This window comes from Vitreoscilla filiformis, assembly GCF_002222655.1.
Classification (GTDB): Bacteria; Pseudomonadota; Gammaproteobacteria; order Burkholderiales; family Burkholderiaceae_C; genus Ideonella; species Ideonella filiformis.
On the sequence record NZ_CP022423.1, the window covers coordinates 2,896,442 to 2,921,823 of the forward strand.

Consider the following 25,382-nt stretch of genomic DNA (forward strand, 5'->3'; position numbering starts at 1 on the left):
GCGCCCAACGGGGGCTGACGATACTCCAAAAAGCCCATGCACCGCATCAGCAGGAACCGTACCTGCCCGCCTTCGCCCTAGGCGTTTTGGGGCAAATGTTGCAGCGTGCAGCCCTGTGCTTCGTAGGCGCGCCAGCGCTGCCGACCCGCTCGGCGCTCCTCGTCCCCCAAACCAATGACCTCGGCCAGCCGGGTGTGGCCCAGCAAGGCGGGCACATCGTCCCAGCCCAGGTTAACGGCGGTGTCACAGCCCAGCTCGGGGCGGGGTTGGTCGAGCAACCAAATCGGGGTGTGCTCGCACAACCATGGTGCAGGCGCCGTGGTTTCGCGCACCCTGATATGGGGCAGAAACTCCAACGGATCCGCCGTCCACAACTGGTTATCCAAGCGCGACAGCACAGCCGCCGGGCCATAGACCGCCACGCGGGCGCCTTCACGGTACTTTTTGCGCAGCAGTCGCTGCACAAAACCCAACCGATCCACCACCCCGGTGAAGAACACAACCTGGGTCATGCCCCAGCACGAGCCAGCACAAAGTGCGTCAGCAAGGCCACCGGGCGGCCTGTGGCCCCCTTGTTCGCCCCACCCCGATGGCCAACGCCTGCGATGTCCAGATGCGCCCACGGATACGCCGCCGTGAACCGTTGCAGGAACTTGGCCGCCGTGATCGCCCCACCGGCACGGGCGCCGACGTTGGCCATGTCCGCAAAATTGCTCTTGAGCGCGTCGTCGTATTCTTCGTCCAGCGGCAGGCGCCAGCATGGGTCTTGCGCGGTGCGCGAGGCCGCCAGCAGTTGTTCGGCCAGCGCATCGTCCGAAGCGAACAGGCCAGACTGGTGATGCCCCAGCGCGATGATGCACGCGCCGGTGAGCGTGGCCACATCCACCACGGCAGCGGGCTTGAAGCGCTCGGCGTAGGTCAGGGCATCACACAGGATCAGGCGGCCTTCGGCATCGGTGTTGAGGATCTCGATGGTTTTGCCGGACAGGCTGGTCACCACATCCCCCGGGCGCGTGGCGCGACCGCTGGGCATGTTCTCGCAGGTCGGGATCAGGGCGATGACGTTGAGTTTGGGCTTGATCTCGGCCACGGCGCGCATCGTGCCCAGCACGCTGGCGGCGCCGCACATGTCGAACTTCATTTCGTCCATCTCGGCAGCCGGCTTGAGCGAGATGCCGCCGGTGTCGAACGTGATGCCCTTACCCACCAACACCACAGGCGCGTCCTTCTTACCAGCCCCCTGGTATTTGATGACGATGAAACGCGGTGGCTCCTCCGCCCCCTGGGCCACGGCCAAGAAAGCCCCCATGCCGAGTTTTTCGATGGCCTTGCGCTCCAGCACCTCGACTTCGAGCCCGTGGGTTTCACCCAACTGTGCGGCTTGCTGGCCCAGGTAGGTCGGCGTGCAAACGTTGGCCGGCAAGTTGGCACACGCCCGTGCCAAACCGATGCCCGCTGCGATGGCTTGTGCCTGCGCCAGCGCCGCTTTGGCCCCAGCCAGTTCAGCCTTGGCGCACAGCAAGCTGACTTTGGCCGGCACCGCCCCCGCATCCGCGCTGGGTTTGGTGGCGGTGTAGGTGTAGCAGGCGGCATCGGCTGCCAAGACCAGCGATTCGGCCAGCGCCGCATCCGCACCGGCCCCCACCACGAACGCTGCCACATGGCGCGGCAAACGCCCCTTGAGCGCCCCGAACGCCGCGTTCAGCGCCGCTCGCACGGCCTTGGGTGACGCATCACGCGCAGCGGCCAGCACCACACGCGGGGCCTTCACGTCCGGCAAGCGGTGCAGGTAGAGCGTGCGCCCGGCTTTGAGCGCAAAGTCGCCTTGCTCCAGCGCATCGGTCAGGGCCGCATCCAGGGTGGGTTCGCCGATGCTGGCCGGCGCGTCGCCCGTCGGTGCTGGCACGATCACCAGCAATGCATCGGCCGATACCTTGGCCAGACCCTCAGCCGTGGTCGCCAGAGCTTGAAAGTTCATAATCCCGCCTCGCTAAAAGAGAAGCGTTTGATGTTATTCGATACCTCTGTGCGCAAGGAGCTGGCCCGCACCTTCGGTGCCACGCTGGTGGTGCTGCTGACCATCGTGCTGACGATGATGCTGATTCGCACCCTGGGCTTGGCGGCCAAGGGCGGCGTGGCAGCGCAAGATGTGGTGCTGGTGCTGGTGTACACCTCGCTGGGTTATTTGCCGACGCTGTTGGCGTTGTCGCTGTTCGTGGCCATCGTCATCAGCCTGGGGCGGATGTACCGGGACAGCGAAATGGCCATCTGGTTCAGCAGCGGCATCGGCTTGATGCGTTTTGTGCAGCCCATTTTGCGCATGAGTGCGCCCGTGCTGGTGTTGGTCGGACTCATGAGCCTGACGGTGTGGCCGTGGGTGAACGAGCAGATCAACGACCTGCGCCAGCGCTACGCCCAGCGCTCTAATTTGGCGCGTGTCAGCCCGGGCAGTTTTCAATCGTCGGAGGACGGCACACGCGTGTTCTTTATTGAGCGGGCGGGCGATCTGGCCGAAGGCAGCCGCAACGTCTTTTTGCTCATGCGGGATGCACGCAGCGAATCCGTGACCACCGCCAGTGCCGGGCGCGTGGTGGAGGAAGACGGCCAACGCCTGCTCAAACTGGACACCGGCCAGCGCAACGAAGTCAACCAACGCAACGGTGAACACACTCGCCTGAAGTTTGAACACCTGAGTGTGATGGTCACGCCCGCGCAGGCCCGGGCCGAACGCGAACGCCCACCCAAAGCCACGCCCACCTTGGAACTGCTAGAACGCACCGACACACGCAGCCAAGGGGAGCTGGTGTGGCGTGTAGGCACCGCGCTGTCCGCACTCAACATGGTGTTGCTGGGCATCGGCACCGCCGCCAGCCATCCGCGCCGTGCCAGCAATTGGAGTTTGCTGTTTGCGCTGCTGGGTTTTGTGATTTACCTGAACTTGCTTAATTTGAGCCAGGCGTGGGTGGCCTCGGGTCGATTGGGTGCGGCGCCTGCACTGCTGGGTCTGCACGGCGGGGTGTTTCTGCTGGCTTGGGCGCTGATCCACTGGCGCGGCCAGACGGGCGGCGCCGGCGGGCCGGGTGCGTGGTTGCGCCGCTGGCGCACCGCCTTGACTGGGAGGGCCACTGCATGAAAACCGTGCGTCGTTTGCTGTACCGCGACGTGGTGTGGTCGGTGGTTTTTGTGGCCCTGGCGTTCTTGTCGCTGTTCTTTTTCATCGATTTTTTGGATGCGCTGGAAAAGGTGGGGCGGCGTGGCCAGTCCGTCTGGCTGGCGGCGCTGTACACCTTGCTGGAAGTGCCCGGTCGGCTGTACGAGCTGATGCCGATTGCCGTGCTCATCGGCACCATTTACGCCATGGCGCGGCTGGCGCAGTCGTCCGAGTTCACCATTTTGCGGACGGGGGGATTAGGGCCGGGGCGCGCTTTGTCACTGCTGCTGAACTTGGGCTTGGTGATGAGTGCCTTCACGTTCGTCACGGGTGAATACGTCACCCCTTGGGCGGAACAATCGGCCAACAGCCTGCGCACGCGGCTGGAAGGCGGCAGCGATCTGGGCCAAATCGGCGCCTGGCTGCGGGAGCATCGCCAAACCCCGCAAGGTGTGCGCGTGTTCACCCTGAACGTGCGCGGCGTGCAGGCCGATGGCAAGCTGCAAGACATCCACATCTTCGAACACGACGCCCAAGGCTTGCTGCACAGCCGCCTCGAAGCGGCTTCGGGGCGGCTCGTGCCCACGCCGGGCGAGGCGGCGGATCACGCCCACACCTGGCAATTGCGCGACGTGCGCGTCACCCGTTGGCCCTTGGGTGCCGCCACCGGGGAGGCTCCCTTGCGCAACGAGCACCACGCCGAGCTGGCTTGGCCCACCACCTTGTCGGCCAACGTGGTGGAGGCGGCGGTGTCGTCGATTGACAGCATGTCCACGCTGGACTTGTGGCGCTACAGCCGCCACTTGAACCGCCAAGAGCAAACCGCCCAGCGTTACGAATTGCAGTTTTGGCGCCGGGTGCTCTACCCCTTCGCTTGCATCGTGATGATGGCGCTGGCGCTGCCTTTTGCGTACTTGCACGCCCGCGCAGGGGGCGTCAGCCTGAAGGTGTTCGGCGGCATCATGCTGGGCATCAGTTTTGTGCTGCTGAACAACGTGGCCGGCCACCTCGGGCTGCTCAACAACTGGACGCCCTGGCTCGCAGCCAGTGCGCCCAGCGCGCTTTATCTGGGGCTGTCGCTGGCGGCGTTTGGTTGGTTGGTGCGTTACCGCTGACGCGGGGGGTGGGTTGTGTTGATTTTTTCCACGGGTTTTGCATGCAAGGTCTGATTTTGTTTGCCCATGGCGCCCGCGATGCGCGCTGGGCCCAGCCGTTCGAGCGTGCTGCCGCCCGCTTGCGCACCTTGGCCGCCGACACCCACGCCCCCGCCCCGCGTGTGGCGCTGGCCTACTTGGAGTTTCTCGCACCCGATCTGGCCGGCTGTGCAGCGGAGTTGATCGCTCAAGGCTGCACCCGCATTGAGGTGCTGCCGGTGTTTCTCGGCGCCGGGGGCCATGTGCGCAAAGACCTGCCGGCTCAACTGGAGGCTTTGCGCGCCGCCCATCCGCACGTGGGCTTCACGCTGCATCGGGCGGCTGGGGAGTCGCCTTGGCTTGAAGACGCCATCGCCCGCTGGGCCTTGGAAGCGGTGAATTTCGAAGGCCCGGCGGCATGAACCTGCACCAGTTTCGCTTTGTGCAAGAGGCCGTGCGCCGCAACCTCAACCTGACGGACACCGCCAAAGCGCTCTACACCTCGCAGCCTGGCATCTCGAAAGCCATTTTGGAATTGGAGGAAGAGCTGGGCGTGGACATCTTTGTGCGCCACGGCAAGCGCCTCAAGCGCATCACCGATCCGGGGCAGCAGGTGCTCAAATCCGTGGAGGTGATCTTGCGGGAGGTGGCCAACCTCAAGCGCATCGGCGAGGAGTATTCCAAGCAGGATGCGGGGCGCCTGTCCATCGCCGCCACGCACACCCAGGCGCGTTATGTGTTGCCCGAACCCATCGCGCAACTGCGCAAGCGGTTCCCCAAGGTGACGGTGAGTTTGCACCAGGGCACGCCCGCGCAAGTCGCCGCCATGCTGATGGACGACAGCGCGGACATCGGCCTGGCCACCGAGTCCCTGGCTGAGTTTGACGAGCTGGTGACGCTGCCCTGTTATGAATGGCAGCACATGGCGGTGTTGCGCCATGACCATGCTTTGGCCGGGGTCGAGCGGCTGAGTTTGGAGCAATTGGCCGCCGAGCCGCTGATTTCTTATCACCCCTCGTTCACGGGGCGGCGGCGCATCGACCGGGCGTTTGAGCAGCGCGAACTCACCCCCACCATCGCCCTGGAAGCGATCGATTCGGACGTGATCAAAACCTATGTGCGCACGGGTTTGGGCGTCGGGTTGGTGGCCGAAATGGCCGCCAAAGACGAACCACCGGGCAGCGAGCTGGTGTTCAAACCGGTGTCGCACCTGTTCGGGCACAACACCACGCGGGTGGCGTTTCGCAAGGGCGCTTACCTGCGCGGTTATGTGCTGACGTTTGCCGAGCTGCTGTCCGACCGGCTCAGCCGCCATTTGATCGAACGCGCCATGGCCGGCGCTGGGGATTCGTATGAGCTTTGACCCACCCACCCTCACCAGCCGCCTGCCGAACGTGGGCACGACCATCTTCACCGTGATGTCCGCGCTGGCCACGCAGCACCAGGCGGTGAACTTGGGCCAAGGTTTCCCGGATTTTGATTGCGACCCGAGTTTGGTGAACGCCGTCACCGCCGCGATGCGCGACGGCCTGAACCAATATCCGCCCATGACCGGCGTACCGCTGCTGCGCCAACGGGTGGCCGAGAAAATCGCCGCTCTGCACGCGCACCGCTACGACCCCGAGCGAGAAATCACCATCACCGCCGGGGCGACGCAGGCCATCCTGACAGCGGTGCTGGCCTTCGTGCATCCGGGCGATGACGTGATCGTGCTCGACCCGTGTTATGACTCGTATGTGCCGGCGATCGAATTGGCGGGCGCACGGGCGGTGCGGGTGCCCTTGCATCCGCTGACGCTGCGCCCGGACATGGCGGCCATCGCCGCTGCGCTGACGCCGCGCACGCGGGCGCTGCTCATCAACACGCCGCACAACCCGAGCGGCACGGTTTGGACGATGGCCGAGCGCCAAGCCCTGGCCGACTTGCTGCGCCCCACCGATGTGCTGCTGATTTCGGACGAGGTTTACGAACACATGGTGTTCGATGGCCAACCGCACGTCAGCGCCAGCGGCCATGCCGAGCTGGCGGCGCGCAGTTTGGTGATTTCCAGCTTCGGCAAGACGTTCCACGTCACTGGCTGGAAAGTCGGCTACGTGGCAGCGCCAGCGGCGTTGATGGCGGAATTCCGCAAGGTGCATCAGTTCAACGTTTTCACGGTGAACACGCCGATGCAGCAGGGTTTGGCGCGGTTTTTGGCCGAACCGGCGCATTACCTGGGGTTGGCGGACTTCTACCAAGCCAAGCGCGATGCGTTCCGCGCCGGGCTGGCCGCGACACGGTTTGAGTTGTTGCCGTGTGAGGGCACCTATTTCCAGTGCGTCGGCTACGACGCCATCAGCGATCTGCCCGACGATGCGTTTTGCCGCTGGCTCACCACCGAGGTGGGTGTGGCGGCGATTCCGTTGTCGGCGTTTTACGCGCAGCGACCGCAGCGGCGCATCGTGCGGTTTTGTTTTGCCAAGCAGGATGCGACGCTGAACCGCGCACTGGAACGGCTCGCCCAACTCTGACGCGACGAGCTTGGCTAGAATCTCAATTCTTTGGCGCACGCCGCTGACTGCCCGTAGCTCAACTGGATAGAGCAGCTGCCTTCTAAGCAGCAGGTCGGGGGTTCGAGTCCCTCCGGGCAGGCCAAATTGGCTGACCACAATGCTTCGCAACAGATCAAGCCCCTAGGCAAATCAAGCGCCTAGGGGCTTTTTTGTTGTCACGGCAATACCCCGTGTACCCCCGCTGGCTGAGCGAAGCCGAAGCCAGCCCCCTGCCCCTAATCGACCCGTTTTTCCGGCCCCGCAAGCCGTTGGACGCTGCGGTGTCCAGCCGTCATTGCCATGGCACACGGTATGCTTCAATTCGCTATATTGTTTCATATATAACGAAAGGAGCCTGTCCATGGTCAATCCTGCAACGCCCACTCACCTACCCAGCGCTTGCGCCCGCGCATGTGTAGCCACCCTGCGCTGGCCGGTGCGCCAAATCGAACACACCGAGCGCTCCCCGTCACCGCCGATGGTGGCGATGCCAGCCGTCCCTGCCCCACCGCACCGCCTGCTGGCTCTGTGTGGGGAGGTGGGCCTGCGCCGCCTGGTGCATCGTCACATGACGCGCCTGCGCCTCACCCCGCTGTTGGCCTCGCACGATGGCCCCGAGTGCTTCGCCTGCGTCACCGAGCGGGTGGGCGATTTCGTCATCGAATCCTGCGGCGGGCCGCTGTACTGGAGCCAACATCACAGCCCTCATCGAGGGGTGAGCGCCGGAGCCGGCTGGCCGGTGTTGCTGGACGAGATTGGCCGGGAAATCTGGCTGGTGCAGCTCTGGCACAGCTTGGACGACGTGGGTTTGCCCGATGCGCTGCGCGCCGATGTGTGGCGCTGGGCCGAGCCGCTGTCGCTGCATTTGTTGGTGCCGCGCGCACGCCAAACCGGCGTGCGCCGCTACCCATTCGAGCGGGTGCGCAGTTGGTTCACCACCCCCAGCGCGTGAAGCCCTTCACCCCACCACCGCAAACACCACACTCGACGCCTTGAAAAACGCCGTTGCCCGTTGGCCCAAGTGCAGCCCCAGGCGCTGCACGCTGTCATCGGTGATGGCGGCAACGATCTGACGGTGCCCGCCGCCGTCCAGTTGCAGCACCACCTCGGCGCCCACCGGCCCGCGCAGCAGACGCACCACCGTGCCCGGCAAACGGTTGCGCGCCGACAGCCGCGCCGCATCGTCCAGCGTCAGCATCACGCTGGAGGATTTCACCCACACCTGCACTTCGGCTTCCGGCTGCAAACGCAGGCGCTGCACCGACTCCTGGGTCAACACCCCCACCACGTCCACCCCGGGGGCGATTTCCACCTGCACCTGGGCTTCCACCCCGCTGGCGCGCACCTCGCGCACCCGACCGGCAAATTGGTTGCGTGCGCTGGACTGCATGCTCCACCTCCTCAACAAGCGCTGAAACGCCGCCACATCCTGCGGCTCCGCTGAGTCGCTGCCGGGGCTGGCGCTCAGCCAGGGCTGCACGCGCGCCAGGGCGGCTTGGTGTTCCGCCTCCAACGCCCGGTAAAACGCAATGAGCCGCCGCGCGTAAGGCGTCAACGTGGTGCCACCGCCGCGCGCGCCGCCGCTGCTGCGCACCACCAGCGGCTGGGCGGCCAGGTTGTTCATGTCATCCACCGCTTCCCAGGCGGCCTTGTAGCCCCAGGCCACCGCCTTGGCGGCGCGGGCAATCGAGCCGTGGCGTTCGATGGCTTCCAGCAACGCCACACGCGGTGCGCCCATGAAGGCCCCCAGCGGCGTGTCCAACTGCACATGGGCGTGCCAAGCCCCCAAAGGAGGCGCGTCATGGCCGTTCATGCCGAGCGTTGGGCTGGATTTGGAAAGACGCTTGGCGCCACGATGCCCCCCATCTTTTGAAAGGACACCCATGGCCTCGACTTCTTCGGCGTTGGAAACGCTCCTCATGCAACGGTCGCTGACCGATGCGCAATTGCTGGCGGCGGCTGAAACCGCTGCCGACTTCCGCATCCTGCCCCAGGCCACGGTGATCAAGATCGGCGGGCAAAGTGTCATCGACCGAGGCCGCGCGGCGGTGTTCCCGCTGGTCGATGAAATCGTGGCGGCACGCCAGCAGCACAAGCTGTTGATCGGCACCGGCGCGGGCACCCGAGCGCGGCACCTCTATTCCATCGCGGCGGGGCTGAATCTGCCGGCCGGTGTGCTGGCCCAGCTCGGCGCGTCGGTGGCGGATCAAAACGCCGCCATGCTCGGCCAGTTGTTGGCGCAGCACGGCATTTCTTCGGTGGAAGGGGCGGCGCTGTCGGCGGTGCCGCTGTTCTTGGAACAGGTCAACGCCGTGGTGTTCAGCGGCATGCCACCCTACAAACTGTGGATGCGCCCCTCGGCCGACAGCGTGATCCCGCCCTACCGCACCGACGCGGGCTGTTTCCTCATGGCCGAACAGTTCGGCTGCAAAGCCATGCTGTACGTGAAGGACGAAAACGGCCTTTACACCGGCAACCCCAAAACCGACCCACACGCCACTTTCATCCCGAAAATTTCTGTGGACGAGATGAAAGCCCAGGGCCTGCAAGACTCGATCTTGGAATTCCCGGTGCTGGACTTGCTGCAATCCGCCCGCCATGTGCGCGAGGTGCAAGTCATCAACGGCTTGGTGCCCGGCAACCTGACCCGCGCACTCGCTGGCGAACACGTCGGCACGATCATCACCGCCGCTTGAGAGGACGACCCCATGAGCGCTACCCACACCATCAAACACGTCGCCTCCGCCCTGGCCCGCCAAACCCTGCAAGACAGTCGCCTCACCCACCCGGTGGCGGCGGTGCGCCCGATTCGCCTGCTGCCGTGGCTGCATGTGGTCAAGGTTGGCGGCCGCTTCATGGATCGCGGGGCGGAAGCCATCCTGCCGCTGGTCGATGAAATCCGCCGCATCCTGCCGGAGCACCGTTTGCTCATCCTCACCGGCGCGGGCATTCGCGCGCGCCACCTGTACAGCGTGGGGTTGGATTTGGGCTTGCCGGTCGGGTCGCTGGCGCCGCTGGCGGCCAGCGAGGCCGGGCAAAACGGCCACATCTTGGCGGCGCTGCTGGCGCCTGAAGGCGTGTCCTACATCGAGCATCCGACGATTGCCAATCAGCTCGCCCTGCACCTGAGCGCCACGCGCGCCGTGGTCGGCAGCGCTTTCCCGCCGTACCACCACCACGAGTTTCCCGGCTCGCGCCTGCCGCACCACCGCGCCGACACGGGCGCCTTCCTCGTCGCCGACGCCTTGGGCGCCGCCAGCCTGACCATCGTCGAAGACGTGGATGGCGTCTACACCGCCGACCCACAGGCGAACGACGCGGCGCAGCTTCTGCCGCAAATCAGCGCCGCCGAGCTGCTGGCCCAAGACGGCCCGCTGCCGGTGGATCGCGCCATGCTGGAGGTGATGGCCCATGCGCGCCACCTGCAACAGGTGCAAGTGGTGAACGGCCTGGTGCCGGGGCGCCTGACCGCAGCGCTGCGCGGCGAGCACGTCGGCACGCGGATTGGCACGGGCGCCACGCCGCGTTGAGCTTCGCCGCTCAGGCATGGATGCGCACCTGCACATCCGCCGGCGGAGCGAAATACGGGGCGGAACTCACCAAAAAATCCGCCCCGGCGCGGGCGTAGGCCACGGCGTTGGCCAGCGTCACGCCGCCGGCGGGGGCCAAACGCACATCGCTCAGGCCAGCGGTTTGAAGCTGGGCGTTCAAGGCTGCCAACGCGGCGGGGCTGAAGCGTTCCAGTTGCAGCACGTCCACCACGCCGGCGTGAGCCAGGGCGAGGGCCTCGTCGGCGCTGCCCACTTCGGCCACCAAGCGCTTTTCGGGTTGCGCGGCGCGCAGGGCGGCCAAGCGCGCCAGCCGCTCGCCTTCGGGCAACAAAGCGCGGTGCTCGGGGAACACCAACAGGCTTTCTGACAAACCCAGCCGGTGCATCACCCCACCGCCGGCCACCACGGCGTGCGCCGTCCAGCGCCGGGTGCCGGGGAAGTTTTTGCGTGTACACGCCAGCGGGGTGTGGAACCCCTCGGCCCGCAAGGCCTGCACGATGGCCGCTGTGGCCGTGGCGATGCCCGAACAGGCTTCGGTGAGGGTTTGCGCGGTTTTCCAGGCCAGCAGCACCCCGGCGGCGGGGCCGTGGCCGCGCAGCAGCAGCGCCCCAGACTCCACAGGCTGGCCGCTGCGGTGCTGGAACGTCACCGTTGCGCCGCACAGCGTGAACAGGCGCGCGGCGGCTTCTAAGCCTGCGGGCACCATCGCAGCCCGGGCGTGGAAGGTGACGTGCGCGGGCGTGTCGTGCAGGCCCAGGCCGGCGGTGGTGAGGTCACCGTGCGGGGCGTCTTCGCGCAGCAAGGCGAGCAGGTCGGTGTCGTCGGTGGCGTGCATGACGGGGTTTCAAGCGGTGGGCGCGGGCACGCCCAGCAAGGCGCGCAGCGCTTGGCTGCGCGGGGAAGCGTCCGGCGGCGGCACCTGCGGGCAGAGCTGTTGCCAGACATGGTCGCGGTGCGTGCCGCTGCGCAAATCCACCTCGCGTTGCACCTGGCCCTGGTCGATCACGGCGACATGGTCGGCCAGCGCCAGCACGTCTTCGATGTCGTGCGTGATCATCAGCATGGGGATGTTCCAGCGTTCGCGCACCGCCTTCAGCTCTTGGCGCAGGCTGTGGCGCAACAGCGGGTTGAGTGCGGCAAACGGCTCGTCCAGCAGCAACACCGCCGGTTCACACGCCAGCGCCCGCGCCAAGGCCACACGCTGGCGTTGCCCGCCCGAGAGCGCCGACGGTTTGGCCTCGGCCAAGGCGTCCAGCCCGAAGCTGGCCAGCAGCGTGTGTACGCGCTGGGCGTCGGCGGGTTTCAGGCGCGGCTGGCGCCAGCTCGTCAACCCAAACCCGACGTTTTGGCGCACGCTCAGGTGCGGGAACAGCGCGTAGTCCTGAAACAAATAACCCACGCCGCGCTGCTGTGCTGGCAGATGCACACCCAGCGCCGCGTCAAACAAGGTGCGCCCGGCGATGCGAATGTGCCCGGCCTGCGGGCGCAACAACCCCGCCACCGCTTGCAGCGTCAGCGATTTGCCCGCCCCAGACGGGCCATACAGCGCCACCACCGGCGCCTCACTGCGCACGCGCACCGCCAGATCGAAACGCCGCGAAGCGTCGCGCACACTCAGCCGCACATCCAGATCGAACATGGGAGCCCTTTCGTGGCAGGGTTCAGGGTTGGCCAAAGCCGGCTTTGCTGAGCGCGTCTTGGGCTGGGGCGCTGAGGAGGTAAGCGAGGAAATCCACCGCTGCGGCTTTTTGTTTGCTGTCGGCAGTGACGGCAGCCGGGTAGCGCACCGGGTCGTGGCCGTCCACGCGCTGGATCACTTTGACTTTGTCGGCCATCACGGCGGCGTCGGTGGCGTAGACGAAACCGGCTTCCACCTCGCCACGCGCCACGTAGTCCAGTACCTGGCGCACGCTGTCGGCGTAAACGAACTTCGGCTCCAGCGCGCCCCAAAGTTTGGCGGCGTTGAGCGCCTGTTGGGTGTAGCGCCCCACCGGCACCGTGGCCAGCTTGCCGATGGCGATGCGCTTGACGGCCTCCACCTTCAACCCCGTGAGCCCTGCGACGGGCACCGCCCCGCTGCTGGGCACGATCAACACCACTTGGTTGCTGGCAATGTCGCGCCGCGTGGTGGCGTCCAACAGTTTTTGGCCGATGCCGCGTGCCATGGTTTCTTCGTCGGCGCTGATGAACACATCCACCGGCGCACCTTGGGCGATTTGCTGGATGAGCACGCCCGAGGCGGCGAAGTTGTATTGCAGCTTCACGCCGGGGTGGCGGGCTTCGTACTGCGCGCCCAGCGTCTTCAGCACGTTGGTGAGGCTGGCGGCAGCGGAGACGGTGAGCGTCTGGGCCGGGGTTTGCGCCCAAGCTGGGGCAGCGGCCAGCGCCAGGGCGGCGAACACGCCCAGGCTGGCGCGACGGGTGGCACGGGTGAAAACAGCCAAAGTCATTTCAGTTTCTCCCAACAACAGATCACAAAAGAAGCGCGTTCAGGCCGGGCGCGGGTTGAACCAGCGGTTCGACACCAGCAACACCGACACCGACAACACCGAAGTCACCAGCACCAGCAGCATTGCCACGTCGTCCTCACCGGCTTGCACGGCGTCGTAAATCGCCATCGACAAGGTCTGGGTCTTGCCGGGGATGGAGCCGGCCACCATGAGCGAGGCGCCGAATTCACCCATCGCCCGCGCAAAGGCCAGCAGCGTGCCGGCGACGATGCCGGGCGCGGCCAGCGGCAACGTCACCCGCACGAACACCGACCAGGGCGACTGGCGCAGCGTGCGCGCCGCCGCTTCCAGCGAGCGATCCACATTCGCAAACGCCGCGCTGGCGGACTTGAGCACCAGCGGCAGCGCCACCACCGTGGAGGCCACCACGGCGCCGTGCCAGGAAAAGACGATGCTGTAGTCGAAGTGCTCGCGCAGCCAAGCGCCCAGCGGGCTGCGCCGCCCGGCGGCCAGCAAGATGCCGTAACCGATGACGGTGGGCGGCAGCACCAGCGGCAACATGCAGACCGCCTCCAGCACGCTGCGCCCCGGCAAGCGGGTGCGCGCCACCACCCAGCCCAGCGCTACGCCAAACAGCCAAGCCAGCGCCGTGGCCACCCCGGCGACTTTGAGTGAGAGCCACAGCGGGGCCCAGTCCGTGGCGTTCAAGGTGTGCAGCAGGTCAGACATAACGCTGTATTTTTATCTATATAGCGAAACACCAAGCAAACCCCAGGCCAACACCGCACGCGCCAAGAGGGTGCGCGGGTTGGGGCTGGGGTCAGTTCATGGGGCGTTGGGGGGCGGGATGCACAGTGCTGGGCAGCGGCGTCAACCACGCCACAGCCGGGGTGGGGCGTGCGGGCTCGGGGGTTTCAAAACACTGCACGTAGTCCGTACACACCTCGCAACTGGGGGACTTGCAAATCAACACCTCCGCCGCTTCGCACAACTGGCGGTAGAAGAACTTCTTCCACTTCATGTCGCCAGTGTTCTTGGCCACGAGGCTGGGGAACCAGTGGCGCAGCAGGGCGTTCAACTGCTGGCGGTTTTCGAACAGCAGGTCTTGCCAGAGGTGGTTGTCGCCCAGGCAGGCCACGGCCACGGTGTGGGCCACGGCGCGCGCGGCCTCGGGGCTGCCGGCGCTGGGCTCGAAGTGGTGCATGAGCAGGGCGCTCACGTCCTCCACTTCGTCGCCGCGCGCGGCCTGGTGCTGGGTGAGCAAGTCGGTGCGCAGCGGCGGCGGGTGCATGGTGCGGCCCCGGTCAGACTTCCGCTGCCCCGTGCGTGTAGCACTTCTTCGGGCAAATTTTGGAGCAGGCGGTGCAGCCGATGCACAGCTCGCCGTGGGCGATTTTCATCACCTTCTTTTCGTATTCCTCGTCGTCGTCGCCGTCTTCATCGACGTGGACGTATTCGCCTTCGTCGTTCAAGCCGACGAGTTCCAGCACGCCACGCGGGCAAACTTTGAAGCAACGACCACAGCCGATGCACTTGTCTTCGTCAAGGGCTTGAACAAACTGCGGCGTCCAAGCCGCGCCGCTGGGCAGGGTGACACTGAAGGTGCTCATGGCGGTTCTTTCGGGTTTTGGGTTTTCTCCCTCTCCCCTTGTGGGAGAGGGCTGGGGAGAGGGGGAAGGCGCGTCAAGCCGCCGCCTGCGCCTCAGCCAACGCCTTGCGCGCCGCCATCAGCTTGGCGTGGGCGTCGTGAGCGGTTTGGGCCACGTCGAGGATCTTTTCCCAGTTGGTGGGCAGCTCCTCGGACAGATCGTGCAGATCCATCTTGGCTTGGGTGGCCTTGGCGTTGAGTTTTTTCACGTCGGCCTTGAGGGTGTCGAGGTCAGCCATAGGTCGCAACTTCCTTGTAGGTTTCGATCATCTTGATGCCCTCGGCCACCAGCTTGCCGCCGGTTTCGGCGAGCTTTTTCAGGCTGGGGTAGCCGAAGCGATGCACGTCGCGCAGGTAGCGGTTCACCACGATGAGGCGCCCGGTGGTGAGCACCGTGCGACCGAAGCCTTCGTGGCTCATCTTGGTCATCGGGCTGACCATGCAACCGGTGGCGCGTTCGATGCACAGGCCGATGGCGTTGTGGAACAAGTCCAAGCGCCACAGGGTTTCCGGATCCGGGTCGCCCATCAGCGGCAGCGCCTTGCGCTGCTCGGCGGTGAGGATGTAGGGCTCCAACAGCTTGATGTCGGCTTTGCCTTCCCAGGTGCCGTGGGTGTCCTGGGCGCGCAATTGCTTGATCAGCTCGCGGATGAAGGGGTCTTGCAGCAGCTCGGCCTCGGTCGGCTCGGCGGGGGCTTCGGTGGTGACAGCGTCGGTCATGTGGAACTCCTCGGGTTCATTCCTCAAAATCGTGGGAAACGGCCTGGCCCTTGGTCAGCGCCTTGCGCAGCCACGGCGGCGGGGTGCCCTTGAGCACCTCTTGCAGCTTTTCCAGGATGTCCAAAATCGGTTCGGGCGCCGGCACCTTGATGGGGTGGATCTTCACGGCCACCACCCGCGCCGCCGCGCTGCCACCGATGGCGGCGACGTACAAAATCGCGCAGTCCTGAATCGCTTCGAGCTTGGGCGCGAGCTTGTCCTCGTTGCCGTCTTCGGCCAAGTCTTCGCCGAAGTGGAAGGTGTCAACGAAGCTGTAGCCGGTGGGCGTCACGTCATACACGGCGATGTGCTTGGCCCAGCCGAAGTGCGCATCGACGCGCTGCTTGTCCTGGGTGGCGAAGGCGACTTTCATCGGGCACTCCTCAGCAGTTTGAAAATCAGGCACTGGCCTCGGCCAGCGGGTGCGGGTCGGCAGGTTTGGCGCGTGGGATGTGGGCCGGCAGATGCGCCACGGCGGGCAGCTTTTCCATCACCTGGCCTTGCGCAGCGGCCAGCGAGAGCGCCGGCAGCGGCCAATCGTTCGGGCCGTGGTGCGGCAGGTGTTCCATGAACACATTGCCGACTTCGTAGACAAAATTGCGCGTGCCCCGGTAGCCAACGTAGCAACGGTGCGAGTTGCCGATGCGGTCAAAAATCGGCAGCCCGATCCGAAACAGCGGCTTGCCCAGGCGCTCGGCGGCTTGGCGACCGTGGGCGTGGGTCATCAGCAAATCGCAATCGGCGGCCTTGGCGGCTTGCTCAAAATCCTCCAAATCGCCGATCACCACTTCGTTGGCGGGCATCTGGGCCAGCAGCGGGCTTTGGGTGGTGGTGATGCACACCGCCAGCTCGGCGCCCATCTCCACCAGCACGTTGCCGGCTGACCAGAGCAAATCCGGCTCGGCGCCCAACGCCACGCGTTTGTTGCCGAAGTAAAAATGGCCGTCCAGCATCGCGTCCACCAACTGGCTGCGCTGGCGGCGCCACTTGGGTGGCACCGGGCGGCCACTCAGGGCGGCCAGGCGCATGATGAAAGCGTCCGTGGCTTTGAGGCCGCTCAGGCGGTCGAACAGCTCGAAGGGCACGCCACAGCGGGTGCGCAGCGCTTGGGCGGCGGGGCGCATTTGCTCGCCGATGGCCACGCACAATTCCGCCGAACCGAGCTGCTTGAGCACCGCCAACGACGTGCCGCCCAGGGTGGTGCCGAGCCAGTCGTCGGGAATGTGGCCATCGAGCGAGCCGGACACATCCGGCGCAATCCAGCATTCCAGCCCGAAGGATTCGACGATCTCGCGCACTTCCTCCAAATCACCCGGCGTCAGGTGCCAGCCCGGCAGCACGGCCACGCGGCCTTTCACGGTTGGCTGGCCCGGCTCCGGCAGGGTGTTCATCAGCGCGGTGACGGCGGTGGCCCAGCCATCTTGGAACGCGCCGACGTAATCGGGCGTCGAGGCGTAGACGATGGCGGTGTCGGCCAGCTCGGGGTGTTTTTTGCGCGCCAGGGTGAGGTAGGCGTCCACATCGTCGCCCTTGGTTTCCGTCAGGCCGGTGGAACAAATGGCGATGACCTGCGGCTTGGCGCGCTGGCGAATGTTGAGCAGGGCTTTTTCGAGGTTGTCGTAGCCACCAAGGATGGTGGTGACCTCGTTCATCGCCGTGGTTTGCAGCGGAATGGCTTCCTTGAAGTGCCGCACCAGCAGCACCAACCCGAAGGAAGTGCAGCCTTGCGAGCCGTGCATCACCGGCATGCAGCTCTGCAACCCCATGAAGGCATACGACGCGCCCAACGGGCTGCTCATCTTCAGCGGGTTGACGGCGCAGGCTTTTCGGCTTTCGCTAACGTGGGCCATGGCAGGACTCCGGGTGGGGTTGCCGAAGTCAATGCACAAACAATGCCAGAAAAATCTTCTTTTAAATCAATGATTTACAACAAACCACCCCATACACCCCTCTCGATCCCGCAAGAATTGAAGGGTTTGAGACAAATCAACCGCCCCAGCCCGGCACCGCCCGCCCGGGTGGCTGCACGCCGCCGAACTTGGATTCAACCTTTGGTGTGCGCTTTCTTGGGCAAGTGCTGCTGGTGCGTCACTTGCGTTGCAAAATCGGCATGGCTGGGGACTCTGCCCACGAACCACTGCTTGGAAAAAAATGAAAACCGATCAAACTTCCTCGATCGAAATATCCACCGATTGCGTCTCACTTCAGAATACCGGTCGCCCACAAATTTCTGATTCACTTCGGTAAACGGTAGGATTTTTTCAGCCAACCGCCCCTCAAACGCGCCCGATAAAAATTCGGTGCGCAAACCGTCGAATCTTTCGAACTGATCGGCACACACCACTTGAATGGCTGTTTCTGGCATTTTGTATTTTTCCGTCCACAGCACCAGCCACCCGGATTCAAATTCGCACAAATACTGAAACAGTGCATCGGACAAAATCACTGCGTCCGATTCCAAGTGAATCATCTTCTGCACACCCCAGGAGCGGGCCATCTTTTCGGAATGCAAAAAACTGCGCCACCATCCAGGGTAAGACAGCGTGGCCGACCGACCCAGTCTGTTTGCAAACGTGACCAACAGCGGCTTCCCCGGCACGCCCAGCATGTTTTCCTCTAACTCGTGCGGGCTCTTGATCACCGTCACTTCTTCTGGCACGTAGGGTGATGCATCGTCAATCAACACAAAAATAGGGGAAAGCCCATATCGATGCCATTCCAGTTGGGTGACATGGGCCACCCATTTTTGATACCTTAAATCCCACGCGCTTTTATCTTTTATAAAACTGGTGCAAAATACGATGATCTTTTCCATGGCGTCTCTTAACCGGTGATTTTGATATTTACAGGGCACCGATTGTAACTTGGTGCAACAGGCCGCCATCACCGCTGTATCCCTGATTGGACACGTCCCTGCCCAACTGACGATACTCACGCCGCACCACTCCACGCGACCTTAACTTTCCCCCCCACCGTGCCCGCATCCCCTGCCCCGCTTCTTTCCCCCCTTCCCAATGGCCTGCGCTTGGTCGGCATCGCCATGCCGCACCGCCACACCTTGGCCCTGAGCGTCTTCATTCGCACCGGCAGCCTGCATGAGTCGCGGCGCGACAACGGCATCAGCCACGTCGTCGAACACATGGCGTTCAAGGGCACGCCTACGCGCAACTGTCAACAAATCAACCTGGCGGCCGAACAGCTCGGCGCCGATCTGAACGCCTACACCGACCGCGATCACACCGCCTACCAAATCGAAGGCTTGGCGGACGATCTGCCCACCTTCGTCGAGTTGTTGGCCGACATCGTGTTGAACGGCACCTTCCCCGAAGAGGAGTTGGCGCGTGAACGCCAAGTCATCCTGCACGAGCTGACCGAGGTGCAGGAAGACCCGGCAGCCATGGCGTTTCAAGCGTTTGACCGGGCCGCTTATGGTGCCTCGCATCCGGCAGGGCGGCCCATCATCGGCCAGCGCGCCAACATCGAGCGCTTCAGCCGTGATGAGCTGTGTACCTATGTGCGGCGCCAATACACCGCCTGCAACACCGTGGTGGCTGTGGCTGGGCCGCTCACGGCCACGCGGTGGCGGGCGCTGGAACGGCAAGTCGCCGCGTGTTTCGGGGCCATGCCGACGGGGCAACCGAACACGGTGGCGCCGGCCCTTTGGGCGGGTGGCGTGCGCCAGCATCGCTTGGCGGGCAGTTCACAAACCCAGGTGGTGATCGGGTTTTCCGCACCGACGCTGGCCGACGAAACCCGAGGCGGCAGCGTGGCCGCCGATGTGCTGGCAGCCACGCTGCTGGGCGAGGGCATGAGTTCCCCGCTGTTGGACGACATCCGCGAGCGGCGCGGCCTGGCTTATTACGTCGCGTGCTCGGCGGACGTGCAACCGCTCACCGGCCAATTCGTCATCGAAGCGGCCACGGGGGCGAAGGAGGCCAGCGAGTACCTCGGCGCCGTGGCCCAGCTCCTGACCCGGTTGGCGCAAGACGGCCCCCAGGACGTGGATTGGGCCCGCGCCCGCAAACAACTGGCGGTGCGTGCGCTGCGGCACCTGGAGCAACCGGGGCGGCGGCTGGAAACCGCCGCGCAAGATTTGTTCACTTTTGGGCGCTTGCGCGATCCTCACGAGGTGCTGGCGCGGCTCCAAGCGGTCAGCCCAGCGGAGGTGCAGGCGGTGTTTCAGCGCTTGGTGGCCAGCCCCGCCGCCGTGGCCCTGGCGGGGCATGTGCCGACGCGCTTGCGTGAACAAGCCCACACGCTGTGGGCCACCGCATGACGGCGCTCTCGCCGCCCGAGCGCTTGCGGTTGATGCTGCGCTTCGACCCTGGCAGCGGCGTCTGCCTGTGGGCGATCGACGACACCACGCGGGCCGCGTTGGGGGATGGTGCTGTGGAGGTCGAGCGCCTGCCGCTTGATGCCAACCTGCGCCACCGCCTGTGGCACCTCATCGCCTGGTTCGATACCTCGATCGACTGGAACGACCCGCTGCAACCCGGCCCGTTCTGGTCAGCCGCCGAAGCCGAACGCTTTCAGCACGCGTGTCAGGACACGCTGGCCGCCCTGCGGCACGCCCTGCCGCCCGACCGTTATGAGGTGCTGGACGACCCTCAAGCCGCCACCGGCTCTACAGCGTAGGCCACCGAGCCCTGAGCCCACGCGATCAACCGATCGATGTTCGGGTGCTTGCCGGGGTGCGCGTGGGCGTCGGCGGTGTGCTCGGCGTAGAGCGCCAGGCCCTCAGCCGCCGCAGCCGGGGTGATCTTGCCGCCGTGGCGTTGCGCCAGGGCGTGATACACCGCCAGCGAGCCGGCTTGGCCGGGTTTGTTTTCGATGGTGGCCAGCACTTGGCCATCGGCATCCAACACGCGCAGTGCGGCCAGATGGGCGACGCTGGGCAGCGTTTGCAGGGTTTGTGCGAAGTTCATGGGCAAAGCCGGGCATCATAGTCCGCCATGCTCAAACCCATCCTGAAATTGCTCGGGGCGTTCCTGTTCAGCGTCTTGGCCATCTATTTCGTTTTGGTTCAAACCGGCAATGTCATCGCGGCGGTCGCCTGTTTGGCGTTGTTGGGCGTCTTGCTGCCCTTGCCCATCTTGGAAGTGATCTCGGCTTTTCGCCAACGCTCCAAAGACCTCCATTACCGCAACCTCAACGGTCGGCACTACGCTTTTCGCACCCAGTCCATCGAAGTGGACGAAACCGACGACCATGACCGGTGGATCCGCATCGCCAGCATCCGCTCCGTGTTGGAAAACTTGCCCGCCAATCCCGTCTTGAAACGCATTTTTCAAGACCAGATGACCGACGGGCCCGCCGCCAGCATCCATGTGGATGCGCTGATCGATTACTTGCGCCGCGCACACGACCACCGGGCCATCCAGTTCAAACTGTGGCTGGAGCGGGAAGTGTCTCTGCCGGCGCAAAACCGCAAGACACGCCGCTCCCGCCCCGCATGACACCCCCTCTGGCCGCCCGGTCGCCCCCAGCGGATGCGCTACCCTGCCGGCCTTGCTACCCGTTCTGAGACATGAGTCATTCCGCCCAGCGCCTGGCGCGTCTGCTCGATCAAGTGATCGAACAGGCCCGGGACACCGATCCGCAGCATTTCCACCTTGGCCGCCACGCCCACTGGCTGAAATCCCCCGCTCAATTGCAAGGTCTGTCCGGCCTCAGCGTGGCGCCCAGTCTCAGCGCCGGTGAGCCGGTGTGGTTGCGCCTCGAACGCCCCGACCCCGAGCCCTTGCCCGCCCCTGGGCTGGAAGAACAACTCGTCGGCCTGATCCACACGCAAGACGACCCAGACGGCCCCCCGCCGCATCTGGACGAGGTCATGCTGGCCCGTCGCCTGGCCCTGACCGTGACGGATCGCTCCGACGACGCGGTGCAGCGCATTGAAACCCGCGTCAGCGTGTGGGTGAGCCAAGCGCTGGCCGACCATCTGGCCGCCTGGACGCAATGGGCCGACGCCGAACGGGCCCGCCGGCGCAGTGTGGCGCTGTACAGCGAGCTGTTCGCGCTCAAGCAGCAAATTGAAGCCACGCAAACCACCCAGGCGCTGGAATTGGTGTGGGGCTTGGGCGTCAGCGCCTGGCAGTTGCCCACCAAGCCGGACAAATCCACCTCCGCCGTGCAATACCCCCTCATCACCCAAGCGCTGGAAGTGGTGTTGGAGGAAGGCAGCTTGGCGCTGCTGCTGCGCCCGCGCACCCTGGCGCCGCGTTTGGCGTTTGATGTGTGGGGCAGTGCCGGCCTGCCGATGGCCCGAGAAACCGAACGCCGCGCCTTGGAAGCCCTGGCCGCTTGCGAACCGGGTTTGCATCCGAGCACGCCCGGCGCGTTCGAAAGCGTGTGGCGGGTGGTGGCTGGCACGCTGCACGAGCGGGGGCGCTACCTACCGACCCCCGCTGGCGGTGTGCCCGTGTGGCCCGAACCGGGGCCGGATCTGCACGTCAGCGACGCCTGGGTGTTGCTGGCCCGCCCGCGCTCGAACAGTTATTTGCACGAGGACATCCAGCGCCTCAAAGATCAACTGGCCAGCCTGGAGACGATGCCCGAAGGGGTCGATGCCCTGGTGACGCCCTCGCAAGATCGGCTCGCCGCCTCCGAACCGCTGACGCTGCGCGGACGCTCTGGCCTGACCCGCCCGCCCCAAGGGCCCGCCGGGCTGGTGCATGAGCTGTTTTTCCCGCTGCCCTACAACAGCGAGCAAGTCAGCATCGTGGATTGGCTGGAGCGCAGCCACGGCGTGGCTGTGCAAGGCCCGCCTGGCACGGGCAAAACGCACACCATCGCCAACATCGTCTGCCACTACCTGGCGCGGGGGCGACGGGTGCTGGTGTCGGCCAAAGGGGATCGGGCGCTGGAGGTGCTGCAATCCAAAATCCCCGCCCCGGTGCGGCCCCTGACGGTGGCAGTGCTGGCCGGTGATCGCGAGGGGCTGCGGCAGTTTCGCAGCGCCATTGAGGCCATCACCCACACCGTCACGCAGTTGCATCCGGATGAAGTGCGGGCCCGGCTGCACCAAGCTCACAGCGACATCCACCGCGCCCACAGCGAGCTGGCTTTGCTGGATCGGCGCATTGCTGCCATCGCCCAGCAACAGCTCAGTGACGTCGAGTTTGAGGGCGATCGCTGGCGCCCGCAGCGCATGGCCGAGCACGTCGCCCAAGGGGAAGCGCGCTACGCCTGGTGGACGGATCGCCCCACCCTCGCCCCCGAACACGCGCCCCCCTTGAGTGCGTTGGAGGTGGCCCGCCTGCGCGAAGTGCGCCGGGCGCTGGGGCCGGACATGGTGCGCGTCGCCACTGGCATCCCGAGTTGCCAAGACTTGCCCGCTGCCGACGACGTCGGCGCCATGCACCAAGCCCTGCTCACCCTGCACCAACTGGCACAAGACACCGCCCAAGGCGACCTGCCCGCCCTGCTCGACACCAGTGCCGCCACCTTGAGCGCCGCGCAAACGCTGCGCGATCTGCTGGCCGATGCCCAGCCGCAGGTGCTGGCGCTGGAGCGGGCCGAACAAGCGTGGCCGGTACAGGTGCGCCAACGCTGCGCGCAAGCGGGTTTGTCCAGCGAACGCACGGCCTTGCTGGCGCTGCTGGACGATTTGGCGGTGTTGACGCGTGAACGCGCCGCCTTTTTGCGCCTGCCTGTGGTTTTGCCACCGCAGGACGCGCTCAGCCCGGCCTTGCGTGAGGTGCTAGAGCGGGCCGCCAGCACGGGGCGGCCTTTTGGGCGCTTCAACCTGGGGGCGGCGGAACTCAAAGCGCGGGTGGCGCACATCCGCGTGGCCGGGCTGGCGCCGGTGACGCCGGCAGATTGGGCGCACACCGTGCGCTGCCAGCGCCTGCACGAACGCTGTGTGATGTTCCGTGCCCGTTGGCAGGCCATCGCCCCGGCCTTGGGCCTACCAGAATTGCCCTCGGATGCGCCCACCTTGCTGGGGGAGATCGACGTCATCGCAGCGGCGCTGCGTCCGGCGTTGGCGCTGTCCGAGTCCTTGGATGCGGTCTTGCCGCTGCGTTTGGCCGAGGTGTTCGCCCCCGTGCCGGCGCTGCCGCCCAGCGTGGGCAGCACAGACATCGCCCGCCTCCTGCGTGCCTTGGATCGACATCTGGCCGGCGCCGAACTGAGCCGCGCCCAAGCCCAGCACGACAGCCTGCGCCAGCGCATCGCCCAAGCGCCAGAAGGCCCGCTGCGCCAAGCGTGGCACGACTGGTTTGCGCAGCAGCTTGGCCAACCGGGCGTGCCGGTGGATGTGGCCGTGGCGCAGTACGTCGAATTGCTGGGCGCTTGGCGACGTTTGGAGGCTTTGCTGCCCGCCTACGCCACCTTGGAAGCCCTGACGACGCGCATTGCCGAAGCGGGCGCACCGCAATGGGCGGCGCGGTTGCGCCAAGCCTGCACGGAGCGCCAAGGCGATGACCCGCAGGTGCCCGCCGACTGGCGTGAAGCCTGGCAATGGGCCCGGCTGCGCACGCATGTGGACGGCATCGACGCCCACGCCGAATTGGCACAGCTCACCCAACAGCGCCAAGCCTTGGAACACACCTTGGCGCGGCGCTACGAGGACGTGGTGGCCCAATCGGCGTGGCTGGCGATGCGGGTCAATGCATCGCCCAAGGTGTTGAGCGCACTGGCGCGTTACCAGACCGCTGTGCGCCTCATCGGCAAGGGCACGGGCGCACATGCGCTGCGCCACCGCCAGGACGCCCAACAGGCCATGCAAGAAGCCCAATCCGCCGTGCCGTGCTGGATCATGAGCCACGCCCGCGTCTCGGAAATGCTGCCGGCGCAGATCGGCAGTTTCGATTTGGTGATCGTGGACGAGGCCAGCCAGTCCGACCTGTGGGCGCTGCCGGTGCTGTTGCGCGGGCGCAAACTGTTGATCGTCGGGGATGACAAACAGGTCTCCCCAGAAGCCGGAGGCTTTTTGGCGGCCTCGCGGGTGCAAGCGCTGCGCGAGCGCTTCTTGGTGGATCAGCCGCACGCGGCGGTGCTCACCCCGTTGCACTCGCTTTACGACATGGCCTCCTCGGTGTTCGCCGCCAGCAAGGTGATGCTGCGTGAACACTTCCGCTGTGCCGCACCCATCATTGCCTACAGCAACCACACGTTTTACGACGGCGCCATCCAACCGCTGCGCGTGCCCACCGCCAGCGAGCGTTTGGATCCGCCGCTGATCGACCTGTTCGTGCCCTCGGGCCGGCGCGATGGCCGCGACATCAACCACGACGAAGCCCAAGCCATCGCCGATGAAATCGCCGCCGTGCTGGCCGATCCGCGTTGTGCTGGGCGCAGCCTCGGGGTCATTTCGCTGCTGGGCTTCGAGCAAGCGCGCTACATCGACCACCTCGTGCGCACCCGTTGCGATGCCGCCGAATTGCAGCGCCGCCAGTTCGAATGCGGCGATGCCCGCCAATTCCAGGGCAGCGAGCGCGACATCCTCTTTTTGAGTTTGGTGGTGTCGCCGGGGGCGTGCAAGGCCTTGTCGGGCAATGTGTTTGAGCAACGCTTCAACGTCGCCACCAGCCGTGCGCGGGATCGGATGGTGCTGGTGCGTTCGGTGACGATGGCGGATTTGTCCCCCCTCGATTTGCGCCAAGGCTTGCTGGCACATTTCAGCGCCGACACTTGTGCAGCCCCGAGCCCCCACGGGGACGATGCCCATGCCGCGTTGCGGGCCTTGTGTGAATCGGGATTCGAACGTGAAGTGCTGGACGCTCTGTTAACACGCGGTTACCACGTACAGCCACAAGTGCGTGTGGGTAGCTATCGGATCGACTTGGTGGTCGAAGGTGAAAGCGACCGGCGTTTGGCGGTGGAATGCGACGGTGACGAATTCCACGGCCCCGACCGTTGGGCAGCCGACATGCAACGCCAGCGCGTGCTGGAGCGAGCCGGTTGGGTGTTTTGGCGCTGCTTTGCTTCGACATGGCACCGGCGCCAAGCCCAGGTGATCGCCGACTTGGAGCACACCTTGCAGCATCACGGCATCCAGCCTTTGGGGCGACAACGCCAGCTCGGGCGTGTATTGGAGCAGCGCGTATGGCAGCCGCCTGGGTTGGCATGAGGGGTGCGTAACGGCGGCGCAGGTCAGGCAGAAAGTACCACAACCTTTCTGCCTGACCCACGGGCCGACGGGCACGGTATTGAGATG

General features: G+C 65.5%; 27 protein-coding genes and 1 tRNA gene. 13 read left to right on the forward strand and 15 right to left on the reverse strand.

Going from position 1 to position 25,382, the window contains the following annotated elements; genetic code table 11:
- Positions 1-77: 77 nt before the first annotated feature.
- On the reverse strand, positions 78-512 hold the full coding sequence (locus tag VITFI_RS13665) for a DNA polymerase III subunit chi (RefSeq protein ID WP_089417436.1): 435 nt from the start codon (positions 510-512) through the stop codon (positions 78-80).
- On the reverse strand, positions 509-1,978 hold the full coding sequence (locus VITFI_RS13670) for a leucyl aminopeptidase (protein ID WP_089417437.1): 1,470 nt from the start codon (positions 1,976-1,978) through the stop codon (positions 509-511). The genes VITFI_RS13665 and VITFI_RS13670 overlap by 4 nt, the downstream gene beginning before the upstream one ends.
- Positions 1,979-2,008: 30 nt before the next feature.
- On the opposite strand from VITFI_RS13670, the gene lptF reads away from it, so the two are divergent.
- From lptF to VITFI_RS13705, 7 genes are all read left to right on the forward strand, one after another.
- Positions 2,009-3,133 carry an LPS export ABC transporter permease LptF gene (gene lptF / locus VITFI_RS13675; protein ID WP_089418166.1) on the forward strand — a complete coding sequence of 375 codons (1,125 nt, stop codon included), beginning with the start codon at positions 2,009-2,011 and terminating at the stop codon, positions 3,131-3,133.
- The gene (gene lptG, locus VITFI_RS13680) at positions 3,130-4,266 is read left to right on the forward strand and encodes an LPS export ABC transporter permease LptG (protein WP_089417438.1); all 1,137 of its coding nucleotides are present in this window, start codon (positions 3,130-3,132) and stop codon (positions 4,264-4,266) included. Before lptF ends, lptG begins: the two co-directional genes overlap by 4 nt.
- A 41-nt stretch (positions 4,267-4,307) precedes the next feature.
- Positions 4,308-4,706, forward strand: a complete 399-nt coding sequence (locus tag VITFI_RS13685) for a sirohydrochlorin chelatase (RefSeq protein WP_089417439.1) — start codon at positions 4,308-4,310, stop codon at positions 4,704-4,706.
- On the forward strand, positions 4,703-5,647 hold the full coding sequence (locus VITFI_RS13690) for a CysB family HTH-type transcriptional regulator (protein WP_089417440.1): 945 nt from the start codon (positions 4,703-4,705) through the stop codon (positions 5,645-5,647). The genes VITFI_RS13685 and VITFI_RS13690 overlap by 4 nt, the downstream gene beginning before the upstream one ends.
- Positions 5,637-6,794 (forward strand): pyridoxal phosphate-dependent aminotransferase, encoded by a 1,158-nt coding sequence (locus tag VITFI_RS13695; RefSeq protein WP_089417441.1) that lies wholly within the window; start codon positions 5,637-5,639, stop codon positions 6,792-6,794. Before VITFI_RS13690 ends, VITFI_RS13695 begins: the two co-directional genes overlap by 11 nt.
- Positions 6,795-6,841: 47 nt before the next feature.
- Positions 6,842-6,918 (forward strand) — tRNA-Arg (locus VITFI_RS13700).
- Between the two features lie 258 nt (positions 6,919-7,176).
- Positions 7,177-7,767, forward strand: coding sequence for a globin family protein (locus VITFI_RS13705; protein ID WP_198301488.1), 591 nt, complete (start codon positions 7,177-7,179; stop codon positions 7,765-7,767).
- Positions 7,768-7,773: 6 nt separating this feature from the next.
- Here VITFI_RS13705 and VITFI_RS13710 read toward each other — a convergent pair whose 3' ends face one another.
- Positions 7,774-8,700: a TOBE domain-containing protein gene (locus VITFI_RS13710; RefSeq protein ID WP_198301489.1), complete on the reverse strand. Its 927-nt coding sequence runs from the start codon at positions 8,698-8,700 to the stop codon at positions 7,774-7,776.
- Between VITFI_RS13710 and VITFI_RS13715 the strand changes: the two genes are divergently transcribed.
- Together VITFI_RS13715 and VITFI_RS13720 are read left to right on the forward strand one after the other, a co-directional pair.
- Positions 8,699-9,511: an amino acid kinase family protein gene (locus VITFI_RS13715; RefSeq protein ID WP_089417443.1), complete on the forward strand. Its 813-nt coding sequence runs from the start codon at positions 8,699-8,701 to the stop codon at positions 9,509-9,511. The genes VITFI_RS13710 and VITFI_RS13715 overlap by 2 nt on opposite strands.
- A 12-nt stretch (positions 9,512-9,523) precedes the next feature.
- The gene (locus tag VITFI_RS13720) at positions 9,524-10,345 is read left to right on the forward strand and encodes an amino acid kinase family protein (RefSeq protein ID WP_089417444.1); all 822 of its coding nucleotides are present in this window, start codon (positions 9,524-9,526) and stop codon (positions 10,343-10,345) included.
- 10 nt (positions 10,346-10,355) lie between these two features.
- Here VITFI_RS13720 and modD read toward each other — a convergent pair whose 3' ends face one another.
- The 11 genes from modD to VITFI_RS13775 form a co-directional block, all read right to left on the reverse strand.
- Complete coding sequence (gene modD / locus VITFI_RS13725; protein WP_089417445.1) at positions 10,356-11,201, reverse strand: ModD protein; 846 nt, start codon at positions 11,199-11,201, stop codon at positions 10,356-10,358.
- Between the two features lie 9 nt (positions 11,202-11,210).
- Complete coding sequence (locus VITFI_RS13730) at positions 11,211-12,005, reverse strand: ABC transporter ATP-binding protein (protein ID WP_089417446.1); 795 nt, start codon at positions 12,003-12,005, stop codon at positions 11,211-11,213.
- Between the two features lie 22 nt (positions 12,006-12,027).
- Positions 12,028-12,816 (reverse strand): molybdate ABC transporter substrate-binding protein, encoded by a 789-nt coding sequence (gene modA / locus VITFI_RS13735; protein WP_089417447.1) that lies wholly within the window; start codon positions 12,814-12,816, stop codon positions 12,028-12,030.
- A 39-nt stretch (positions 12,817-12,855) separates the two neighbouring features.
- Positions 12,856-13,545, reverse strand: coding sequence for a molybdate ABC transporter permease subunit (gene modB / locus VITFI_RS13740; protein WP_198301490.1), 690 nt, complete (start codon positions 13,543-13,545; stop codon positions 12,856-12,858).
- A 91-nt stretch (positions 13,546-13,636) separates the two neighbouring features.
- A complete protein-coding gene (locus VITFI_RS13745) occupies positions 13,637-14,107 on the reverse strand; it encodes a nitrogen fixation protein NifQ (protein WP_089417448.1) in 471 nt (156 codons plus the stop codon).
- 13 nt (positions 14,108-14,120) lie between these two features.
- On the reverse strand, positions 14,121-14,426 hold the full coding sequence (fdxB, locus tag VITFI_RS13750) for a ferredoxin III, nif-specific (protein ID WP_089417449.1): 306 nt from the start codon (positions 14,424-14,426) through the stop codon (positions 14,121-14,123).
- Positions 14,427-14,499: 73 nt separating this feature from the next.
- Positions 14,500-14,703, reverse strand: coding sequence for a CCE_0567 family metalloprotein (locus VITFI_RS13755; protein WP_089417450.1), 204 nt, complete (start codon positions 14,701-14,703; stop codon positions 14,500-14,502).
- Complete coding sequence (locus VITFI_RS13760) at positions 14,696-15,184, reverse strand: NifX-associated nitrogen fixation protein (protein ID WP_089417451.1); 489 nt, start codon at positions 15,182-15,184, stop codon at positions 14,696-14,698. Before VITFI_RS13760 ends, VITFI_RS13755 begins: the two co-directional genes overlap by 8 nt.
- A 16-nt stretch (positions 15,185-15,200) precedes the next feature.
- Positions 15,201-15,596, reverse strand: coding sequence for a nitrogen fixation protein NifX (gene nifX / locus VITFI_RS13765; protein ID WP_089417452.1), 396 nt, complete (start codon positions 15,594-15,596; stop codon positions 15,201-15,203).
- 25 nt (positions 15,597-15,621) lie between these two features.
- Entirely contained in the window at positions 15,622-17,073 is a 1,452-nt protein-coding gene (gene nifN, locus VITFI_RS13770; RefSeq protein ID WP_089417453.1) for a nitrogenase iron-molybdenum cofactor biosynthesis protein NifN, read from the reverse strand.
- A 194-nt stretch (positions 17,074-17,267) separates the two neighbouring features.
- The gene (locus tag VITFI_RS13775) at positions 17,268-18,038 is read right to left on the reverse strand and encodes a hypothetical protein (protein WP_157725692.1); all 771 of its coding nucleotides are present in this window, start codon (positions 18,036-18,038) and stop codon (positions 17,268-17,270) included.
- 159 nt (positions 18,039-18,197) lie between these two features.
- On the opposite strand from VITFI_RS13775, the gene VITFI_RS13780 reads away from it, so the two are divergent.
- Both VITFI_RS13780 and VITFI_RS13785 read left to right on the forward strand, forming a co-directional pair.
- Positions 18,198-19,499 (forward strand): M16 family metallopeptidase, encoded by a 1,302-nt coding sequence (locus tag VITFI_RS13780; RefSeq protein ID WP_198301491.1) that lies wholly within the window; start codon positions 18,198-18,200, stop codon positions 19,497-19,499.
- Entirely contained in the window at positions 19,496-19,858 is a 363-nt protein-coding gene (locus tag VITFI_RS13785; RefSeq protein WP_089417455.1) for a hypothetical protein, read from the forward strand. The genes VITFI_RS13780 and VITFI_RS13785 overlap by 4 nt, the downstream gene beginning before the upstream one ends.
- Here the strand turns inward: VITFI_RS13785 and VITFI_RS13790 are convergent.
- Positions 19,831-20,148: a DUF2322 family protein gene (locus VITFI_RS13790; protein WP_089417456.1), complete on the reverse strand. Its 318-nt coding sequence runs from the start codon at positions 20,146-20,148 to the stop codon at positions 19,831-19,833. The genes VITFI_RS13785 and VITFI_RS13790 overlap by 28 nt on opposite strands.
- A gap of 27 nt (positions 20,149-20,175) precedes the next feature.
- On the opposite strand from VITFI_RS13790, the gene VITFI_RS13795 reads away from it, so the two are divergent.
- Together VITFI_RS13795 and VITFI_RS13800 are read left to right on the forward strand one after the other, a co-directional pair.
- Positions 20,176-20,679, forward strand: coding sequence for a hypothetical protein (locus tag VITFI_RS13795; RefSeq protein WP_089417457.1), 504 nt, complete (start codon positions 20,176-20,178; stop codon positions 20,677-20,679).
- Positions 20,680-20,750: 71 nt separating this feature from the next.
- Positions 20,751-25,295, forward strand: a complete 4,545-nt coding sequence (locus VITFI_RS13800) for an AAA domain-containing protein (RefSeq protein WP_089417458.1) — start codon at positions 20,751-20,753, stop codon at positions 25,293-25,295.
- Positions 25,296-25,382 lie beyond the last annotated feature (87 nt).

Bases quoted from the DNA above. Each gene is read 5' to 3' on its own strand.
- VITFI_RS13665 (WP_089417436.1), bottom strand. From the start codon at position 512: ATGACCCAGGTTGTGTTCTTCACCGGGGTGGTGGATCGGTTGGGTTTT.
- VITFI_RS13670 (WP_089417437.1), bottom strand. From the start codon at position 1,978: ATGAACTTTCAAGCTCTGGCGACCACGGCTGAGGGTCTGGCCAAGGTA.
- lptF (WP_089418166.1), top strand. From the start codon at position 2,009: ATGTTATTCGATACCTCTGTGCGCAAGGAGCTGGCCCGCACCTTCGGT.
- lptG (WP_089417438.1), top strand. From the start codon at position 3,130: ATGAAAACCGTGCGTCGTTTGCTGTACCGCGACGTGGTGTGGTCGGTG.
- VITFI_RS13685 (WP_089417439.1), top strand. From the start codon at position 4,308: ATGCAAGGTCTGATTTTGTTTGCCCATGGCGCCCGCGATGCGCGCTGG.
- VITFI_RS13690 (WP_089417440.1), top strand. From the start codon at position 4,703: ATGAACCTGCACCAGTTTCGCTTTGTGCAAGAGGCCGTGCGCCGCAAC.
- VITFI_RS13695 (WP_089417441.1), top strand. From the start codon at position 5,637: ATGAGCTTTGACCCACCCACCCTCACCAGCCGCCTGCCGAACGTGGGC.
- VITFI_RS13705 (WP_198301488.1), top strand. From the start codon at position 7,177: ATGGTCAATCCTGCAACGCCCACTCACCTACCCAGCGCTTGCGCCCGC.
- VITFI_RS13715 (WP_089417443.1), top strand. From the start codon at position 8,699: ATGGCCTCGACTTCTTCGGCGTTGGAAACGCTCCTCATGCAACGGTCG.
- VITFI_RS13710 (WP_198301489.1), bottom strand. From the start codon at position 8,700: ATGGGTGTCCTTTCAAAAGATGGGGGGCATCGTGGCGCCAAGCGTCTT.
- VITFI_RS13720 (WP_089417444.1), top strand. From the start codon at position 9,524: ATGAGCGCTACCCACACCATCAAACACGTCGCCTCCGCCCTGGCCCGC.
- modD (WP_089417445.1), bottom strand. From the start codon at position 11,201: ATGCACGCCACCGACGACACCGACCTGCTCGCCTTGCTGCGCGAAGAC.
- VITFI_RS13730 (WP_089417446.1), bottom strand. From the start codon at position 12,005: ATGTTCGATCTGGATGTGCGGCTGAGTGTGCGCGACGCTTCGCGGCGT.
- modA (WP_089417447.1), bottom strand. From the start codon at position 12,816: ATGACTTTGGCTGTTTTCACCCGTGCCACCCGTCGCGCCAGCCTGGGC.
- modB (WP_198301490.1), bottom strand. From the start codon at position 13,545: ATGTCTGACCTGCTGCACACCTTGAACGCCACGGACTGGGCCCCGCTG.
- VITFI_RS13745 (WP_089417448.1), bottom strand. From the start codon at position 14,107: ATGCACCCGCCGCCGCTGCGCACCGACTTGCTCACCCAGCACCAGGCC.
- fdxB (WP_089417449.1), bottom strand. From the start codon at position 14,426: ATGAGCACCTTCAGTGTCACCCTGCCCAGCGGCGCGGCTTGGACGCCG.
- VITFI_RS13755 (WP_089417450.1), bottom strand. From the start codon at position 14,703: ATGGCTGACCTCGACACCCTCAAGGCCGACGTGAAAAAACTCAACGCC.
- VITFI_RS13760 (WP_089417451.1), bottom strand. From the start codon at position 15,184: ATGACCGACGCTGTCACCACCGAAGCCCCCGCCGAGCCGACCGAGGCC.
- nifX (WP_089417452.1), bottom strand. From the start codon at position 15,596: ATGAAAGTCGCCTTCGCCACCCAGGACAAGCAGCGCGTCGATGCGCAC.
- nifN (WP_089417453.1), bottom strand. From the start codon at position 17,073: ATGGCCCACGTTAGCGAAAGCCGAAAAGCCTGCGCCGTCAACCCGCTG.
- VITFI_RS13775 (WP_157725692.1), bottom strand. From the start codon at position 18,038: ATGGAAAAGATCATCGTATTTTGCACCAGTTTTATAAAAGATAAAAGC.
- VITFI_RS13785 (WP_089417455.1), top strand. From the start codon at position 19,496: ATGACGGCGCTCTCGCCGCCCGAGCGCTTGCGGTTGATGCTGCGCTTC.
- VITFI_RS13790 (WP_089417456.1), bottom strand. From the start codon at position 20,148: ATGAACTTCGCACAAACCCTGCAAACGCTGCCCAGCGTCGCCCATCTG.
- VITFI_RS13795 (WP_089417457.1), top strand. From the start codon at position 20,176: ATGCTCAAACCCATCCTGAAATTGCTCGGGGCGTTCCTGTTCAGCGTC.
- VITFI_RS13800 (WP_089417458.1), top strand. From the start codon at position 20,751: ATGAGTCATTCCGCCCAGCGCCTGGCGCGTCTGCTCGATCAAGTGATC.